Genomic DNA, 16,662 nt, shown 5'->3' with positions numbered 1-16,662 from the left:
GAGGAACGGATGGCCGATACACAAGTATCCGCGCTCGGCACCGCCGTCACGCTTGCTCAGACTTTGGGCATCACCTTTGACCTGCTGCGCCAACGGCTGGCGCCGCTGCGCAAGCAAGCGGACAGCATCCGCCTAGGGCGAATCAGCTCAGAGGTGTTTCGCCTGGGGCTTGAACTGGACAAGACCGGTCAAGTGGAGGGGGCGCTAGCGATTGATCAGGCACAAACGCACGAGGCGCAGATCGACAGGCTCGAGCGGGAGGCCGCTGCCGTCGAGCGCTTGCAGCGCCGCTACCAGATCTTGGCACGCCAGGCGCTGATTGCGCCTGGCCCGTGGCAGATCCCCATGCCGCTGTCTGTAGCGACCCAGGCCAAGGCAGCACATGCTGCAACGTCTGCTCCCGCCTCAGCGCCGAAGGATGGCACTGCGACGACTGCCAAGCGCACGGAGCAGCCCCTGGTGGGGTCAAGCTTCGAAGCCCTCAAGACCGGACTGACCTTGTCTGCTGCCACGGGCGCCGCAGTCGCCGCTGGTTGGGGAGGGTACGAGGCTTACCAGCAGCTTTCACCTGATCAACAACAGCGAGCCACAGAAGCGGTAAAAAGCAGGCGCAACATGGCTGCGGCTTCGGCAAGCTTGAAGGTCGTTGACTCGTTGGCCTTTGCTGAAAACGGCAAAGAGACCGCCAAGGGGGTTGGCGGCGCACTGGGTGAGTTGGGCGGCAGCCTGCTAGGCGCCGCACTGGGTGGCGTGATTGGCAAGAAAAAGGCTGACGACATCGGCGAGTTGGTCGGTGGCTACGTCGGGGAGAAGCTCGGTGGCATGGCCGGTGAAAGTCTCTACGGATTGTTTGCTGGCAAGGATTCGCCAGAGCCAGCGCCAGGCCCAGGAAAAGTGCCGACAACGCTTTCCCGGGGTGCTGGAGGACAGCAAACGGATGCACCCGGACTGGCAATAGAAGAAGAGGAAGAGGAGGAAGAGTTCGAAGACCAAGAGGGCGGCCAAGAGCAGCAACGGGCGCAGAACTCCACTTCGATCACCGCGCTTGCTCAACCGCCAGTAAGCGTCTTCGCAGATGCTACCCCTACCGGTGAGGCTAACCGAAACAACGCTTCAAGCACCCCACGGCTTGGCTCTGCTGCGCCAAACCGGCTTGCGCAGATGGGCAGCGATACTGCCGCTGGCGACATCATCCCGGCGCAATCTATGAAACAAACCCATGCGTCCAGGAACCCTGGTGCAGGCAGCCAATCTCCTGTGTCAGGCCAGTCATCGATGTTCAAGGCGGTCAGTGGCGCGAGCCCCTTGGCAAAAGGATTGCTCAAGCGTGTCCCAGGTGGCGCTCTGGTGGATGCCGGTCTGCAGATTGCCCAAACCTTCAGCAGTGAAGGCAGCTCGCAAGAAAAGCTCGAAGGTTACGGCACTGCCGTGGGTGGGCTGGGTGGCACCCTGGCCGGCGCCGCAGCTGGCGCCGCCATCGGCTCGGTAGTGCCGGTCATTGGTACGGCGATCGGGGGCCTGATCGGTGGGGCGCTGGGCAGCATGGGCGGAGAAAGCGTCGGCGGCTGGCTGGCCAGAAACGTGTCCATGGGTTCCAGCCAAAATCCACCAGCCACTGTCAGCGAGCAGCGCAAGGCACCTACCTCCGTGGGTGAAGCGGCGCGCAGGCTGGATACCGCCACTGAGCAGCCATCGATACCCGCTTCGACAGTGCCGACTCCAGCAACCAGCCCCCGCCCGCCGATCAATCAGCAGTTCACCTTCACCGCCAACATGCCCCTGACGTTGAACACCTCCCTCGATGACCCCTCGGTGCTCCAGCAAATGGAGGCAATTGCCCGGCGCACCCTGAGCGAGTTGATGGAGCGGGCGCAGTCGGTGCAGTTGGCCGACACCCCCCACGTTGCCTGAGGACGCTTCATGACTTACCTGCAACAGCTACAAACCGGGCTATATGCCTTGGTCAAGGCGGGGGAGGCTGGGCGCCAGCGTGCCGATGCCATGCTTGACCCGCTCAACCAGGCCATCGACCACGTGCAGAGTGCGGCCTCAGATCTTGAAGGCCTGCCGGTAGTCGGGCCGGCTATTGGACTGCGGCTGCAGCGCACCTTGCGTGCGATCTCCGCAGCCCAGGCCAGGGTCGACAAGGCGATTGGCAAATACGACCAAACGCTGGGCGTAGTACGCCAGGTGCGTGAGCGCATCGATACCTTTGCCGAACATGCGGGCAAGGCGGGAGCGGCGATTCGTCGGGTGGTGGGCGAGGTACGTACGACGGTCAGTGACGCGCTGTCGACCTTGGGCTTTGCGCCTGACACCACACCCGCGGCGCAGGCGATCAAACCGTTTCCCCACCTGCTGGTGCTGCAACCACTCAAGCCTGGCGCTGTACCGTACTACTTCAACCTCGATACCGCCGCGTTCGATCAACTACGCCGGCAGACGCGTTTTCGCTGGGCCGGCCAGGAGCGCCTGAGCCGCGACAACGCGCAGCAGGCGGTCAGCCGCGGCGAGGAGACCATCAGCATTCGTGGTGCGATCTTCCCTGGTTTCAAAGGTGGCCTGGGCCAGCTGCAAACCTTGCGCGGTATTGGCCGCCAGTTGCTGCCGCTGTGGTTGATCACCGGCTACGGCGAGGTGCTTGGCACCTGGTGCTTGACCAGTATCGAGGAAGACCAGGCCAGCTTGCTGGCCGGCGGTATTCCACGCAAACAAGGATTCTCACTGGAGTTCGTCAGCTATGGCCAAGACCTGCATGACGTCTGAGGGCGATCTGCTCGATAGCCTCTGCCACCACTACTACGGCCATCTCAATGGCACGCTGGAGGCCGTGCTGGCCGCCAATCAGGGCCTGGCGGACGAGGCCCAACCGTTTCGCGCTGGTGTGCTCATCCTGCTGCCAGCCCTGGCGGTGCAAACCAGCGGCACGCTGCTGCTGTGGGACTGATAGAGGAGTCTTGTCATGCAACCGATCTTTCGCATCGTCGCCGACGGGCACGACATCACCGCACTGATCAACGACCGCCTGCTCCTGCTGCGCACCACGGATAAACCGGGCATGGAGTCGGATGATTTCGAGTTGCGCATCGATGCCCGTGATGGCGCCGTGGCCCTGCCTGCGCGGGGAGCCTCGATCGAGGTGCAGTTGGGGTACGCCGGACAGCCACTGACTCGCCTGGGCCGCTACACGGTCGACGAGGTAGAACTGTCAGGCCCGCCCGACACCCTGGTGATCCGTGGCAAGGCGAGTGACCTGTGCGGCAGCGGCAAGACCATTCGCAGCGGCAGCTGGGAGTTCGTCTCAGTGCAACAGATCGTCGCCCAGATCGCCGCGCGCAATGGCTGGCAGGCAGTGTGTCCGGTGCTCAGCCACGTTGATCGGGTCGATCAATACAGTGAGTCGGATCTCAATTTCATCACCCGCCTGGCACGGCTGTACGACTGCACCGCCAAGCTTGCCAACGGCCAACTGCTGGTGCTTCCCCGCCAAGCCGGGCAGAGCGCCAGTGGCAAGCCACTGGGGGTGGTTACCCTTGAGCGCAGCGCAGTCAGCCAGTGGCAGTTCAGGCTGGATAACAAGCACGCCCACAAAGCGGTGCGCACCCGTCACCAGGACAGTGCCAGCGGCGCCCTGCAAGTGGTCGAGCTGAACAACAGCGAGGTGCCGCCGGGTGATCAGCCGGTGCACACCGATCGCCATGTCTACCCCAACCGCAACGCTGCCGAGCAGGCCGCCAAGGCACGCCTGGCCAGCTTCAATCGCGCCACTGCCAGCGTGCGCCTGGACATGCCCGGGCGCACCGACTTGTTTGCCGAGCGCAGCATCGAGGCCACGGGCTTTATCGCCGGGCTCGATGGCCTGTACCTGATCGAGTCGGTGGAGCAGGTGTTCACCAGCTCCGGCTGGCGCACCACGGTGCAGTGCAATGGCGGCAAAGCGGGCAAGGCGCAGGCCAAGGGTAGGGCACCTGAGCATGCTGATTTTATCCAGGCATAGGGAAGGAACACCCAACTTCTGGTGAGGTTTCCCTATGCCCCTTGAAAGCAATGCTCTCTATTGTCAGATCCCGTACCAGGAATCTGACGACAAAGGAGAGTCGAAGAATGAGTGGTGTAATTGCTTATAGGGATATCTGCGTGATCGATGAAGGTATTAGTGCAGAAGATCACGCCCAGCTCCATCAAAAACTGAGTGAGTCTATCTGGCGATATGGCTGGCCCTATCCGTATGGACCACTTGAGCGGCCCTCCTGGCACAGTTTCATTGCAGGCTCACGGCGAAACGAACTGGAGGATTGTGAGCAGGAGTTACGCGAGCGGCCCGGCTGGGGTTTTCTTGCCGACTTCTGGGCGCGTATCAAAGCGGCGCATATGCCCAACGCTACTCTTTTAGGTGTCTATGCCAATGGTCAGACCAGTGCGCAGGACGGACCAATTCACCGGGACAACACTCCCGAGGAGCCGGGACAAAGCGTCATCGTATTTTGTAATGACCACTGGGCAAGCTGCTGGGGTGGCGAGCTAGTGTTCTACGACGATGACAAGGACAGCATCGTCATGACGGTTCAGCCCAAGCCAAGGCGCGTTGTCGTCATGAATGGTGAAGTACCGCACGCTGCTAGGGCGCCAGCGGCAAGCTGTAACCGGCTGCGCATGAGTGTGGCGTTCAAGACCATTATCAAGGAGCGATAGGGCATGGGAAAGAAAGTGGAAATCATCCTTGGGTATGTCGATAAACCCATTGGTGTTGGCGTCGCGGGGACGTCGCTGGTTGACCAGTACAATAGTGATAAACGTGGCTTTGCTTTGGTCAATCAGGCTGCACAGGCTGGCGCCGCAGTGGCGGGAGTGACTTCGATCGTCAAATTGACCGCAGGATTCACGCCCTTTCTCAACATTAAAACCAATCTGCTGGCGGGCACTACGGTCTTTCTGAAAATTACCGCAGAGTACCGTAATCATGGCACTTTCCAAGTGGGGGATGTTATCAGCTTGGTAGGAAATGTAGCTGGGGTGTTGGGCAGTGTAACCATTCTCGCCGGAGCTTCGAGCTTGTCTGTGCCCTTAACCGCTATAGGTGTAGGCGCTGGGGTTGCGGGAATTATTACATCTGACGTTGCACGTAATGTGTATCAGTCCTTGGTGAAGCCGGTTTGGGAGAAGCACCTGAGGGCCAATTCAAATGCGGTCTACCCGCAGTATTGGATCGCGCCTGACCTGAAGCTCGTCTCGTTGGCGCAGATTAAAGCCAAATACAAGAGCCGTATCGCAGTCACTCGTTGGAACCCTGCTAGCAAGGCTGTAGTGCTTGCCAGCGATGAGGTTGTTCACTACGTAGACACGCGTGCTAGTAGTGGCGGCGCAGGTTATGTCGAGGTTGATTCGCTTCCGATGATTTTTCCTCTCCCCATTTCTCGTGGCTGGAACATAGATATCGGACCCTTCGAACATCCTGGCTTGCAATGGAGCTTCGGGGGTATTGATCGCTATCACTGATTTCTTCATGCTAAGGACACATTAATTTTACGGAAGCTTAAAGTAAGCCAATGGAGTATTCCTGCGAAAATCCCCCGCCGAAGACGACACGAATGCAGATAGTCTACCTGCTATGTGTAGGTGTGACGATGATGGTCTTTGCTACATTTTATTGCTACGACAAAAAAACTTACATAGCGCCAGATCCCCTTAGTCAGATTACTTTGGATGGATGGGTTAGTGGATACGCTGATGAATGGAGAGTTGATAAGTCGCTGTTGCAGTTTGGCGTGTCCTACAGGCTACAAGGTGTGCTGTACGGTAAGGCCATGTTTGCGTACAAAGACGCCTTCGATCAATTGGGGCTGCGAATAGGTTACAAAGTAAGGCTGACCGTAGAAGACACAGAGCAGGGTGTTACAATTCGCCAAATGGCTACCCAGCAAGGGCGAATCTTGTTCGATGATCGAATGAATCGTCAAATCGTTACCTTGTACAATGAGCAGTCTACACGATTAGCGATTTTCTGTATTGTCGTGGCAATACCCTGCTTTGTTTTTGCTGCCCTGGTCGCATGGCGCTCTAGAGGCCGATAGTTAATGAGTTGCGGCTTGCATATTTTTGGTGTTGAGTTGTTGGTTTATTGATGTTTGTTGTTTGTAGGTGATTTCTGCGCGTGATGTAGGAATAATGCGTGCTAAGTTCAGGTTCTTACATCGGATAATGCAGTTAAGGCGCCTGAAAGTTCAAGTCGCAACTTTTGCCCAGGCCTCGTCTGGGCTTTTTCGTTTTAGGTTAAGTGGTTCTCATCATTTATCCCCAGTACGGGTTTCCCTGTGCCCGAAGAAGCCACTGCTCTCTATTGTCGAGCACTTAGGGTCACATGAAGGCTCTAGGCTTCAACTGGAGTTCGAACTAAACCAGGAGGTACCCCATGCTCACGGAGAGCCAACTCAAGCAGATTTATCCTCTCGCCGGCCAACGAGTCGGCGCGTTTCTCGCACCGCTCAACGAGGCCATGGCTCGTTGGGAGATCAATCATCCCAAGCGAATTGCCGCGTTTCTCGCCCAGGTTGGCCATGAGTCCGGCCAACTGCGTTATGTAAAAGAGCTGGGGAGCGATCGCTATCTGGCACGCTATGACACCGGCAGCCTGGCCCTGCGCCTGGGCAATACGCCCCAGGCCCATGGCGATGGCCAGCTGTATTGCGGCCGTGGTCTGATCCAGGTCACCGGGCGCAACAATTACCAAGCCTGCAGCCGAGCCCTGTTCGGCGACGAGCGCTTGCTGGCGCAACCGCAGATGCTCGAGCAGCCACGCTGGGCCTGTGAGTCGGCGGCCTGGTTCTGGCATTCACGCGGGCTCAATGCGCTGGCCGATCGCGGTGAATTCAACCGCATTACCCGCCACATCAACGGCGGCCTCAATGGCCTGGATGACCGCCTCAAGCTGTGGGCGCGTGCCCGCGAGGTGCTGTGTTGAACCGTGTGCAGTTCGGGCTGTACGCGCTGCTGGTTGTGCTGAGCGTGACGCTGGCCTGGCAAGTCCAGGCCTGGCGTTATGGCGGGCAACTGGCGCAGCAGGCCCAGCGGCATGAGCAGCAGCTGCGCGAGCAGGCGCTGCTGATCAATCGCCAGTTGCTGGCCGAGCGTGACCAGCGCCTGGGGCTTGAACAACGCCTGCATGACAGTGAATCGAGACATTTCCAGGAGCTTGCCGATGTACAGCAGACTCAAGTACGCCTGCGTGATCGCCTTGCTACTGCCGATCTGCGCTTGTCGGTCCTGGTCGAGCGCGACGCCGCCTGTGCCGGCGTGCCTGCCACCGCCGCCCCCGGCGGCATGGATCATGGCCCCGTACGCGCCCGACTTGACCCGGCGCATGCTCGACGAATTATCGCCATCAGCGACGACGGTGATCGCGGACTGATCGCCCTGCGCGCCTGTCAGGACTACATTCGGGGCTTGCAGCACTGATCAGTCTTGCGCGTCGAACATTGGCACGCGCCTGGGGGCTTCATCCTTGCGCTTCAATTGACAAGGCCTCGGCGGGCGATACCATGGCGCGCCCTAATGACGTTCGCGTAAATACGCTGTGCGCGCGTCGCTTGGTTTGCGTGTAATGAACAGGATGTCATGAAGCCCAACACCCAGGCTGTATCGCTCAATCGCGCCCAGTGGCTGATCATTGTCACCAGCGCCTTGCCTGTCTATGCGATTGCGCTGTGCTTGCCGACCCAGGCCCACGCCCAGGGCGAGCTGGCGCTGGTGCTGCAACAGGTTCTGGAGCAACACCTGCTGGGCCGGGTGGGGCCTTGGTCGTCCAACTTTCCGCTCCAAGCCATGGCCATCGGCAATTACATCGCGCTCGCCGCACCGCTGATTGCCGTCGTTCTGGCACTGCTGTTGTGTCGATCCGTTGGCGCATTGCCGGCCCGGCTGCCCGTCCTGGCGTGGCATCGCTACCTGCTGATCTACGTGGGGTGGGCATTGCTGGTCGGCTTCATGATCCACTACAACTACTTCACCTATGTCGACTTCGCCCAGCATCGCGCCAAGTTCCGTCTGTTTGGTCGCCACCCGCTGCTGTTCGCGGTGTTTGCCTCGAGCATGTTGCTGGCGCTCGAGTACTTGCTGTTAATCAGTTACCTGCTTTTCATTCATTTTCCGGCCCGCTGGCTGGCGCAGCGTCTGGGCAAGACCTGGCAGTAACCAGCCCGGAAACTGTCTGCTAGGGTAGTGGCCAATCTTCACAGGAGCCCGTCATGGACCCGATCACTGTTCTTTCCGCCCGTCTTGGCGAGCACATGCGCCGCTTCAATGCCCAGGTGAGCACGGCTGAGTCGTGCACGGGCGGTGGCATCGCCGAGGCCATCACGCGTGTCTCTGGCAGTTCGGCCTGGTTCGAAGCAGGTTATGTGACCTATTCCAATCGACAGAAAACCCGCCAGCTGGGCGTGCCCGAGGTGTTGTTCGGTCAGGTTGGGGCGGTCAGCCAGGAAGTGGTCGAGGCCATGGTGCGTGGCGCCCAGGCCGCCAGCGGGGCACGCTTTGCCGTGGCGGTCAGCGGCGTGGCCGGGCCCGACGGCGGCTCACCGGCCAAACCGGTAGGCACCGTATGGCTGGCCTGGGCCGACGGCAGACGTGTGTGCAGCGAGTGCCGCCACTTCGACGGCGACCGCGAAGCGGTGCGCCGACAAACGGTGATCGCCGCGTTAGACGGCTTGTTACAGCTTGGTGCCGAGTAATTCGACAACAGGGGTTTGCGGAAATGCATCCCTGTGGAATAATACTGGCTACTTATACAGTTATTCCGGCCATACAGGGCCAGTCGATCACGTGAGGATTTCAATGGACGACAACAAGAAGCGCGCCTTGGCTGCGGCCCTGGGTCAGATCGAACGCCAATTCGGCAAAGGCGCAGTCATGCGCATGGGCGATCAGGAACGTACCGGTATCCCGGCTATCTCCACTGGCTCGCTGGGGCTGGACATCGCCCTGGGCATTGGCGGTCTGCCAAAAGGCCGTATCGTCGAGATCTACGGCCCGGAGTCTTCGGGTAAAACCACGCTGACCCTGTCGGTCATTGCCGAAGCCCAGAAAAATGGCGCGACCTGTGCCTTCGTCGACGCCGAGCATGCCCTCGATCCTGAATACGCCGGCAAGCTGGGCGTCAATGTCGACGACTTGCTGGTCTCGCAGCCGGACACCGGCGAGCAAGCCCTGGAAATCACCGACATGCTGGTGCGCTCCAACGCGGTTGACGTGATCATCGTCGACTCCGTGGCTGCCCTGGTACCCAAGGCCGAGATCGAAGGCGAAATGGGTGACATGCACGTGGGCCTGCAGGCCCGTCTGATGTCCCAGGCGCTGCGTAAAATCACCGGTAACATCAAGAACGCCAACTGCCTGGTCATCTTCATCAACCAGATCCGTATGAAGATCGGCGTGATGTTCGGCAGCCCGGAAACCACCACCGGTGGTAACGCCCTGAAGTTCTACGCCTCGGTGCGCCTGGACATCCGCCGCACCGGCGCCGTCAAGGAAGGTGACGAAGTGGTGGGTAGCGAAACCCGCGTGAAGATCGTCAAGAACAAGGTCTCGCCGCCATTCCGCCAAGCTGAGTTCCAGATCCTCTACGGCAAGGGCATCTACCGCAACGGCGAGATCATCGACCTGGGTGTTGCTCACGGCTTCGTGGAGAAATCCGGCGCCTGGTACAGCTACCAAGGCAACAAGATTGGCCAAGGCAAGGCGAACGCGGCCAAGTACCTGCAAGAGAACCCGGCCATCGGTGCCGAACTCGAGAAGCAGATCCGCGACAAGCTGCTCAACGTCGGTGCCGTTGCCGCAGCAGGCAAGGCTGCTGCCGCTGATGCCGGTGCGGATGACCTGGCTGACGCCGAAGCGGGTTATTGATCTACCGTTATGTCCGTCGTACTCGACACCCCCGTCGCCGTCCGACGGACAGCCATGGACCTGCTCGCACGTCGCGAGCATGGTCGGGTCGAACTGACGCGCAAACTGCGTCAGCGCGGCGCTTCGGATGAGTTGATCGAGCCCGCGCTCGATCGGCTCGCCGAAGAAGGGCTGCTCAGTGAAGCCCGTTATCTCGAGAGTTTCATTTCCTATCGCTCCAACGCCGGTTATGGCCCCGCACGTATTCGTGAGGAGCTTGGCCAGCGTGGTCTGGATCGAGGCGATGTTGAACAGGCCCTGCGCGAAAGCGGAGTGGACTGGGCGGCCCGCTTGCAGGATGTCTGGCAGCGCAAGTTTGCCGGGCAGCGTCCCGTCGATCCGCGCAGTCGTGCCCAGCAGACACGCTTTCTCGCCTACCGTGGGTTTTCCATGGAGATGATCGGCCGCCTGTTGAGCGGCCGAGATTTGGATGACTACTAGTTTGCTGCTTGGCTGACTTTAAGCGCTTCCCGCGCCCTCTGGGTGGTATGCATCGGCTGCGGTTTGGCCCAGTTCTCTGGCAGGTTGATGAAGTCCACCAGCTCCCGTAGGCGACCTTGATCACGGCCGTTGAAGGCGAACGTGAGCCGAGTCAAATGGCTGTAGTTGCCCACCTCATGTTCCACGTTGGTATCTGGCTGTTGGTGGTATTTGCCACTCAGGCGCAGGTCAGCGAATCCCTCCTGAATGTCGTACAGCGCCGCTTCGCTGAGCGGATGGTGCATGCGGACCACGAACTGATTTTTCAGCCAGCGGCTTGAGTGATAGTTGCTGTAGAACTGGTTGATCTCTTCCACTGCCTCATCGGCACTGTGCACCAGGCGCACCAGCTTGAGGTCGGTGGGAAGGATGTAGCGGTTCTCCTCCAGTTGTCGGCTGATGAAGTTCAGACAGTCTTGCCAGAAGCTGCCACCTGGGGAATCGAGCAATACCACTGGCACCAGCGGGCTCTTGCCGGTCTGAATCAGGGTCAGCACTTCCAGCGCCTCATCGAGCGTACCGAAGCCGCCCGGACACAGTACCAAGCCATCGGCCTCTTTGACGAAGAACAACTTGCGGATAAAGAAGAAGTGGAACGGCAGCAGCTTGTCGGTGCCATCCACCGTCGGGTTGGCGTGTTGCTCGAAGGGCAGGGTGATGTTGAACCCCAGACTGTGCTCGCTGCCAGCCCCCTCGTGGGCGGCGGCCATGATGCCGCCGCCGGCACCGGTAATCACCATCAAATCCGAACGGGCCAAGGTTGCCCCCAGCTCGCGTGCCAAGGCGTACATCGGATGTTCAATAGGGGTACGGGCAGAGCCGAACACGGTGACTTTGCGCCGCCCGCGGTAGCGTTCGAGCATGCGGAAAGAATGATCCAGCTCGCGCAGGGCCTGCAGGGTGATCTTGGCGTTCCAGCGATTGCTGTCGTCATGGGCCATGCGCAGGATGGTCAGCATCATGTCGCGGTACAGCGGCAGGTTGGCGCTGGTAGGTGCAACCAGTTGTAGTTGCTCGTCGATCTTGCTCAGGTCGATCCCGTTGTCCCTGAAGTGTTTGAACAGAAGCTCATTGGGTTGGTAAGGCATTCAACGTCTCCTTCTGCAGCAAAACCTCTGACCGGGCCGATGGTGATGCCCGGCCGCGACACTGCGTGTGTCGCTGGCTGCTGTGGCTCGAGTGTGCCCCCCGAGCGTTGCAGTAGGCCTTCAAGGCCATGATGCAGTGGTGGTAAGTCCATCTCGTTGTTGTACTGCAAGTAACGCAACGCCGCGTGCCCGGCCATGCTCGCCGGAAATTCGCAGGTGTTGGTTATCAATCTAGACGCTGGCGCGTGATCGTGCCGAATGGCTGGATGATCGCCGCTGGTCGGATGGCCTCCAACCGCTGTGCGGCTTTGGTTAACTGGGGGCAGAGGGCTCGATGCGGGAGGTGGCCACATGCATCGTTTGGTCATCGAAGTGGATCAGCAGTTGTACAAGCTGCTGGAGAACGCGGCCCGGGCTCACCACCTGAGCCTTGAAGCAGAATGCCGGCGCAGGTTGGGTAGCGGCGAAGTACATTCGCGCTACCTTCAGGCCTTGTTGGCTGAGTTGCGCGCCGAGGAAGAGCAGCGGCGCGCCAAGTGAAGCGATCAGATGGCCTGGATCACTTCTTTTTACTGCCAGCCGCGCAGCTGGCGGCATCGAACGCTTGATCCATAACCGGGCTGTTGCTCTTGTACACGGTAAAGCGATAGACCAGCACCGCGCCTTTGGACAGCAGGTTGCGATAGCCGTTGTTCCTGCACACGCTGTCGCCGAGCTGGCTGCGCACCTGTTGCGGGTTAGACTGCATGCGCTCGGCATGTTCCTGACGCACGCTCAGGTGATTGACCAGCGCCTTGCCTTCAACGGTGTAGCCTTGATCGAGGATGTCTTCGTTGATCGCACGCGGGGTGCCAACGCTGCTTTCCTTGGCGACCTTCTGCAGCAACTGGTTCAGCTCGTAGTCCTGCTTGGAAGCCGCCTGGGCCGCCAGGGGCAGGGTGAGCAGAAGGCTCAGGGTCGGGACGATAAGACGCAGCATGAATCTCTCCTGGTTCGATGACTGGCGCTTTGACCTGCGCCGGCGGGCGGCGTTCCATCAAACCTCGCGTGCGCGGGGTTAATCCAGGCCGCCAAAGCGCCAATTATAAGGGAGCCGCTGGCACACCTGCACGGCAAATGACCTGCGCTCTGGTAGACTGTCGCTTTATTCGCCCCGAGTTGTCGAAGTGTCCATTCCTTCCCTGTCCCCAGGCTTGCCGTCATGAGTCACGCGGTCGCGCGCCTGCGCGCCGAGCGTCTGGCGCGCAGCATCAAACCCTTCGTAGCGCGTGGTTCGCGAGCGGTACGCTGCAACGATTGCCGAGTGATTGCCAGCCATTGCCTGTGCGCCTTGAAGCCCAAGGTCGATGCCAATGCTGGCGTATGCCTGCTGATGCATGACACCGAGCCACTGAAGCCGACTAACACCGGTTGGTTGATTGCCGACCTGGTCGAAGACACCTCGGCCTTTGGCTGGCAGCGCACGGCGGTCGACCCAGGCTTGCTGGCGCTGCTCGATCAGCCGCAGTGGCAGCCCTACATCGTCTTCCCTGGCGAGTTCGTCGCCCCGGAGCGTGTGGTCAGTGAAGTCAGCTTGGCGCCGGGCAAACGGCCGCTGTTCATCTTGCTCGACGCGACCTGGACCGAGGCGCGCAAGATGTTTCGCAAAAGCCCCTACCTGGATCGCTTCCCGGTGCTTAGCCTTGAGGCCGAGCAGATGTCGCGCTACCGCCTGCGCCGTTCCAAGCGCGATGACCACTTCTGCACCGCGGAAGTGGCGGCGATGTGCCTGGATCTGGCAGGTGATGGCCAGGCCTCGCAAGCCCTGGATGCCTACCTGGATGTGTTCAGCCTGCATTACTTGAGTGCCAAGCGCCATTTGCCGCTGGACATGCAGGATGACCCCCATCAACGTTTGCATACCTTCCTATAGTCCAAGGGGCAGGGATGGCATATTGGTTCATAATGACCACGCTGGCAGCCAGGGTGGGCGGGTACGGCGGGCTTGACCACCCGGACCGTGCTCGGCATTCTTGGCGCCGTTTCGGGCACGACGAAGCTGCTGTTACCCCGGACTTCGCCGTGCCTTACCGGCCGGCGGCCCTGCCGTTCGCGCCTTGAGTTGCCTGTCAGGCGGCGCCCCTATCCCTCACGCGCCTGGCACAGAACAGGATCAACAGATCGATGGCCACTTACGAAATCCTGATTGCCGATGACCACCCGCTGTTTCGCAGCGCTCTGCGCCAAGCCGTTACCCTCGGCCTTGGCCCGGATGTACGCCTGGTAGAAGTGGCGAGCATCGCCGAGCTGGAAACCCGCCTGACCGAAAAGTCCGACTGGGACCTGGTCCTGCTCGACTTGAACATGCCGGGGGCCTATGGCTTCTCCGGGCTGGTCCTGCTGCGCGGGCAGTACCCGCAGATTCCGGTGGTGATGGTGTCGGCTCAGGAAGAGGCCGCGGTGGTGGTCAAGTCGCGCGAGTTCGGCGCCAGCGGCTTCATTCCCAAGTCGAGCCCGCTGGAGGTGATCCAGGACGCCGTGCAAAAGGTGCTCGACGGCGAGGTGTGGTGGCCGCCGCAGGCCTTTGACAAGGTCGATGTCTCGGCTGAAGCCAAGGCCGCCAGCGAGGGCCTGGCCAGCCTGACTCCGCAGCAGTTCCGCGTGCTGACCATGGTCTGCGAAGGTTTGCTGAACAAGCAGATCGCTTATGAACTGAGCGTCTCGGAGGCGACCATCAAGGCCCACGTGACGGCGATCTTCCGCAAGCTTGGCGTACGTACCCGGACCCAGGCCGCGCTGCTCTTGCAACAGCTTGAATCAGTTGCCAGCAGCTAAAGCGCGCGAGCTTCACGCTTTTTTGACCCGTATTCCTATAGCCTGCTGGCCTTTCATCGGTGAAGTGACGCACATGTCGCCATTCAAGGGCCAGACCGGCCTCAAACGTATCTTCAATGCCGCCGGCTATTCGCTGGACGGCCTGCGCGCTGCCTTCAAGGGCGAAGCCGCTTTCCGCCAGTTGGTCCTGCTCAACGTGTTGCTGATTCCGACCGCGTTCTGGCTGCCGGTCAGCCGCGCCGAGCGAGCCATCATGATCGCCGTGTGCATGCTGGGCTTGGTCGTCGAGTTGTTCAACTCGGCGGTTGAGGCTGCTATCGACCGCATCTCGCTGGAGCGCCACCCACTGTCGAAGAATGCCAAGGACATGGGTAGCGCTGCGCAGCTGGTGTCACTGGTCATGGTGGCGCTGGTCTGGGGCGTGATCCTGCTCTAGGCGATTGGCGGCAATACGATCTCGTCACTGCGCCTTACCCCGGCGGTGAAGCTGCGGCACAGTTCCAGGAACTCGCGCATGGCGGAAGTCTGGTACTTCTGCTTGTGCCAGATGAAGTAGAACTGGCGCGACAGGTCCAGCTCAGGCGTTTCCACCGGCACCAGGCTGCCGCGGCGGAACGCATCGCGCAGGGCCAGGCGCGAGATGCAGCCGATACCCAGGCCCGACTCGACGGCGCGCTTGATCGCCTCGGTGTGCTCCAGCTCCAGGCGAATGTTGAGGTTGGCGCGCTGGTGGCGCATTTCCTGGTCGAAGGTCAGGCGAGTGCCGGAGCCCTGCTCGCGCAGGATCCACGCTTCCTGGGACAGCGTTTCGATATCTGCCCGGCCGAGCTTGGCCAAGGGATGCTGCGGCGCACAGAACACCACCAGCTCGTCCTCGACCCAGGGCTGCACTTCAAGATCGGGGTGGTTGCAATCGCCTTCGATCAGACCCAAATCAATTTCGTAGTGGGCTACCTGTTGCACAATGTGCGCAGTGTTCTGCACATGCAGCTTGACCTGGCTTTCTGGGTGCACCTGCATGAAGCTGCCGATCAGCAGGGTAGCGAGGTAGTTGCCGATGGTCAGGGTGGCGCCGACCGAGAGTGAGCCAAAGCCGGACTTGCCATTGAGCAGGTCTTCGATCTCCTTGGCCTGGTCGAGCAGGGCAACGGCCTGGGGCAGCAACTGATGGCCCAGGGCGTTGAGGCTCAGGCGTTTACCGGCGCGGTCGAACAGCTGGCAGCTGGACTGGCGCTCCAGTTCGGTAATCGAGGTACTAGCGGCCGATTGCGACAACGCCAGCACACCGGCGGCTTTTGACACGCTTTGATGCTGAGCCACGGCGACGAACACTTGAAGCTGGCGTAAGGTGAATCGCATATCTATATAACCGATAAGACATATCTTGATAATCCATTTAACAGATATTGTCGCTGCCCCTAAACTATCGCGCAACTGTGCGCTTGGTCCGCGCTGCGTATTTCTTCAGGAGTCACCTTAGATGAGCAACATGAACCACGAACGTGTCCTCAGTGTTCACCACTGGAACGACACCCTGTTCAGCTTCAAGTGCACCCGTGATCCGGGCCTGCGCTTTGAGAACGGTCAGTTCGTGATGATCGGCCTGCAGCAGGAGACCGGTCGTCCGCTCATGCGCGCCTACTCCATCGCTTCGCCGAACTGGGAAGAGCATCTGGAATTCTTCAGCATCAAGGTGCCAGACGGTCCACTGACCTCCCAGCTGCAGCACCTGAAGGAAGGCGACGAGATCATCATCAGCAAGAAGCCTACCGGCACGCTGGTTCTTGATGACCTGAACCCGGGCAAGCACCTGTACCTGCTGAGCACCGGCACTGGCCTGGCGCCGTTCATGAGCGTCATCCAGGACCCAGAAACCTACGAGCGTTTCGAAAAGGTGATCCTGGTTCACGGCGTACGCTACGTCAACGAAGTGGCGTACCGCGAGTTCATCACCGAGCACCTGCCGCAGAACGAGTTCTTCGGCGAGGCGGTGCGTGACAAGCTGATCTACTACCCAACCGTGACCCGTGAGCCGTTCGAGAACCAAGGCCGTCTGACCGACCTGATGCGCAGCGGCAAACTGTTCAGCGACATCGGCCTGCCACCGATCAACCCGCAGGACGACCGCGCCATGATCTGCGGTAGCCCGAGCATGCTCGACGAAACCAGCGAAGTGCTCGACAGCTTCGGCCTGAAGATTTCGGCGCGTATGCGTGAGCCGGGTGACTACCTGATCGAGCGTGCTTTCGTCGAGAAGTAAGGCGAAAGCAGCAATAGAAAACGCGAGCCTTGGCTCGCGTTTTTTTATGCCTGGATGGTGCTGCCTGTACTGGTCTCATCGCGGGGC

21 protein-coding genes are annotated in these 16,662 nt (G+C 60.3%); 18 read left to right on the top strand and 3 right to left on the bottom strand.

Features of this window, described 5'->3' with window-relative positions:
• Positions 1 to 9: 9 nt before the first annotated feature.
• The 13 genes from ACF8K2_RS17175 to recX all read left to right on the top strand — a co-directional run bounded on the left by ACF8K2_RS17175 (position 10) and on the right by recX (position 10,374).
• The gene (locus tag ACF8K2_RS17175) at positions 10 to 1,911 is read left to right on the top strand and encodes a hypothetical protein (RefSeq protein ID WP_392466293.1); all 1,902 of its coding nucleotides are present in this window, start codon (positions 10 to 12) and stop codon (positions 1,909 to 1,911) included.
• A 9-nt stretch (positions 1,912 to 1,920) separates the two neighbouring features.
• On the top strand, positions 1,921 to 2,766 hold the full coding sequence (locus ACF8K2_RS17170) for a phage tail protein (RefSeq protein WP_392466291.1): 846 nt from the start codon (positions 1,921 to 1,923) through the stop codon (positions 2,764 to 2,766).
• Positions 2,741 to 2,947 carry a tail protein X gene (locus ACF8K2_RS17165; RefSeq protein ID WP_392466289.1) on the top strand — a complete coding sequence of 69 codons (207 nt, stop codon included), beginning with the start codon at positions 2,741 to 2,743 and terminating at the stop codon, positions 2,945 to 2,947. Before ACF8K2_RS17170 ends, ACF8K2_RS17165 begins: the two co-directional genes overlap by 26 nt.
• A gap of 15 nt (positions 2,948 to 2,962) precedes the next feature.
• Positions 2,963 to 3,997, top strand: coding sequence for a phage late control D family protein (locus tag ACF8K2_RS17160; RefSeq protein ID WP_392466286.1), 1,035 nt, complete (start codon positions 2,963 to 2,965; stop codon positions 3,995 to 3,997).
• Positions 3,998 to 4,104: 107 nt separating this feature from the next.
• Entirely contained in the window at positions 4,105 to 4,692 is a 588-nt protein-coding gene (locus ACF8K2_RS17155; protein WP_264236128.1) for a 2OG-Fe(II) oxygenase, read from the top strand.
• Between the two features lie 3 nt (positions 4,693 to 4,695).
• Entirely contained in the window at positions 4,696 to 5,496 is an 801-nt protein-coding gene (locus ACF8K2_RS17150; RefSeq protein WP_392466283.1) for a hypothetical protein, read from the top strand.
• 92 nt (positions 5,497 to 5,588) lie between these two features.
• Entirely contained in the window at positions 5,589 to 6,071 is a 483-nt protein-coding gene (locus ACF8K2_RS17145; RefSeq protein WP_264236130.1) for a hypothetical protein, read from the top strand.
• A gap of 338 nt (positions 6,072 to 6,409) precedes the next feature.
• Entirely contained in the window at positions 6,410 to 6,958 is a 549-nt protein-coding gene (locus tag ACF8K2_RS17140) for a glycoside hydrolase family 19 protein (RefSeq protein WP_392466280.1), read from the top strand.
• Positions 6,955 to 7,452: a lysis protein gene (locus ACF8K2_RS17135; protein ID WP_392466277.1), complete on the top strand. Its 498-nt coding sequence runs from the start codon at positions 6,955 to 6,957 to the stop codon at positions 7,450 to 7,452. The genes ACF8K2_RS17140 and ACF8K2_RS17135 overlap by 4 nt, the downstream gene beginning before the upstream one ends.
• Positions 7,453 to 7,611: 159 nt before the next feature.
• Positions 7,612 to 8,187, top strand: coding sequence for a hypothetical protein (locus tag ACF8K2_RS17130; RefSeq protein WP_392466275.1), 576 nt, complete (start codon positions 7,612 to 7,614; stop codon positions 8,185 to 8,187).
• A gap of 53 nt (positions 8,188 to 8,240) precedes the next feature.
• On the top strand, positions 8,241 to 8,723 hold the full coding sequence (locus tag ACF8K2_RS17125; protein ID WP_392466273.1) for a CinA family protein: 483 nt from the start codon (positions 8,241 to 8,243) through the stop codon (positions 8,721 to 8,723).
• A gap of 103 nt (positions 8,724 to 8,826) precedes the next feature.
• Positions 8,827 to 9,894, top strand: a complete 1,068-nt coding sequence (gene recA, locus ACF8K2_RS17120; RefSeq protein WP_186555386.1) for a recombinase RecA — start codon at positions 8,827 to 8,829, stop codon at positions 9,892 to 9,894.
• A 9-nt stretch (positions 9,895 to 9,903) separates the two neighbouring features.
• A complete protein-coding gene (gene recX, locus ACF8K2_RS17115) occupies positions 9,904 to 10,374 on the top strand; it encodes a recombination regulator RecX (protein WP_186555385.1) in 471 nt (156 codons plus the stop codon).
• On the opposite strand, the gene ACF8K2_RS17110 is transcribed toward recX, so the two are convergent.
• Positions 10,371 to 11,501: an LOG family protein gene (locus ACF8K2_RS17110; RefSeq protein WP_392466271.1), complete on the bottom strand. Its 1,131-nt coding sequence runs from the start codon at positions 11,499 to 11,501 to the stop codon at positions 10,371 to 10,373. The two genes, recX and ACF8K2_RS17110, sit on opposite strands and share 4 nt — an antisense overlap.
• Before the next feature lie 351 nt (positions 11,502 to 11,852).
• Between ACF8K2_RS17110 and ACF8K2_RS17105 the strand changes: the two genes are divergently transcribed.
• Positions 11,853 to 12,041: a hypothetical protein gene (locus tag ACF8K2_RS17105; protein WP_186555383.1), complete on the top strand. Its 189-nt coding sequence runs from the start codon at positions 11,853 to 11,855 to the stop codon at positions 12,039 to 12,041.
• Between the two features lie 19 nt (positions 12,042 to 12,060).
• Here the strand turns inward: ACF8K2_RS17105 and ACF8K2_RS17100 are convergent, their stop codons facing one another.
• Entirely contained in the window at positions 12,061 to 12,480 is a 420-nt protein-coding gene (locus tag ACF8K2_RS17100) for a quorum-sensing-regulated virulence factor family protein (protein WP_312155046.1), read from the bottom strand.
• A gap of 222 nt (positions 12,481 to 12,702) precedes the next feature.
• Here ACF8K2_RS17100 and ACF8K2_RS17095 point away from each other — a divergent pair, with 222 nt between their 5' ends.
• The 3 genes from ACF8K2_RS17095 to ACF8K2_RS17085 all read left to right on the top strand — a co-directional run bounded on the left by ACF8K2_RS17095 (position 12,703) and on the right by ACF8K2_RS17085 (position 14,751).
• A complete protein-coding gene (locus ACF8K2_RS17095) occupies positions 12,703 to 13,413 on the top strand; it encodes a tRNA-uridine aminocarboxypropyltransferase (RefSeq protein WP_392466268.1) in 711 nt (236 codons plus the stop codon).
• A 251-nt stretch (positions 13,414 to 13,664) separates the two neighbouring features.
• Positions 13,665 to 14,315, top strand: a complete 651-nt coding sequence (gene erdR, locus ACF8K2_RS17090) for a response regulator transcription factor ErdR (protein WP_186555380.1) — start codon at positions 13,665 to 13,667, stop codon at positions 14,313 to 14,315.
• Between the two features lie 73 nt (positions 14,316 to 14,388).
• Positions 14,389 to 14,751 carry a diacylglycerol kinase gene (locus ACF8K2_RS17085; protein ID WP_186555379.1) on the top strand — a complete coding sequence of 121 codons (363 nt, stop codon included), beginning with the start codon at positions 14,389 to 14,391 and terminating at the stop codon, positions 14,749 to 14,751.
• Here ACF8K2_RS17085 and finR read toward each other — a convergent pair.
• Positions 14,748 to 15,674 carry a LysR family transcriptional regulator FinR gene (finR, locus tag ACF8K2_RS17080; protein WP_186555378.1) on the bottom strand — a complete coding sequence of 309 codons (927 nt, stop codon included), beginning with the start codon at positions 15,672 to 15,674 and terminating at the stop codon, positions 14,748 to 14,750. The two genes, ACF8K2_RS17085 and finR, sit on opposite strands and share 4 nt — an antisense overlap.
• 121 nt (positions 15,675 to 15,795) lie before the next feature.
• Here finR and fpr point away from each other — a divergent pair, with 121 nt between their 5' ends.
• Positions 15,796 to 16,575, top strand: a complete 780-nt coding sequence (fpr, locus tag ACF8K2_RS17075; RefSeq protein WP_186555377.1) for a ferredoxin-NADP reductase — start codon at positions 15,796 to 15,798, stop codon at positions 16,573 to 16,575.
• Positions 16,576 to 16,662: the final 87 nt, after the last annotated feature.

The organism is Pseudomonas sp. xss_2, assembly GCF_043104195.1.
GTDB classification, from domain to species: domain Bacteria; phylum Pseudomonadota; class Gammaproteobacteria; order Pseudomonadales; family Pseudomonadaceae; genus Aquipseudomonas; species Aquipseudomonas urmiensis.
The sequence above is the reverse complement of the archived record's forward strand: the minus strand, read 5'-3'. Positions and strand labels throughout refer to the sequence as shown.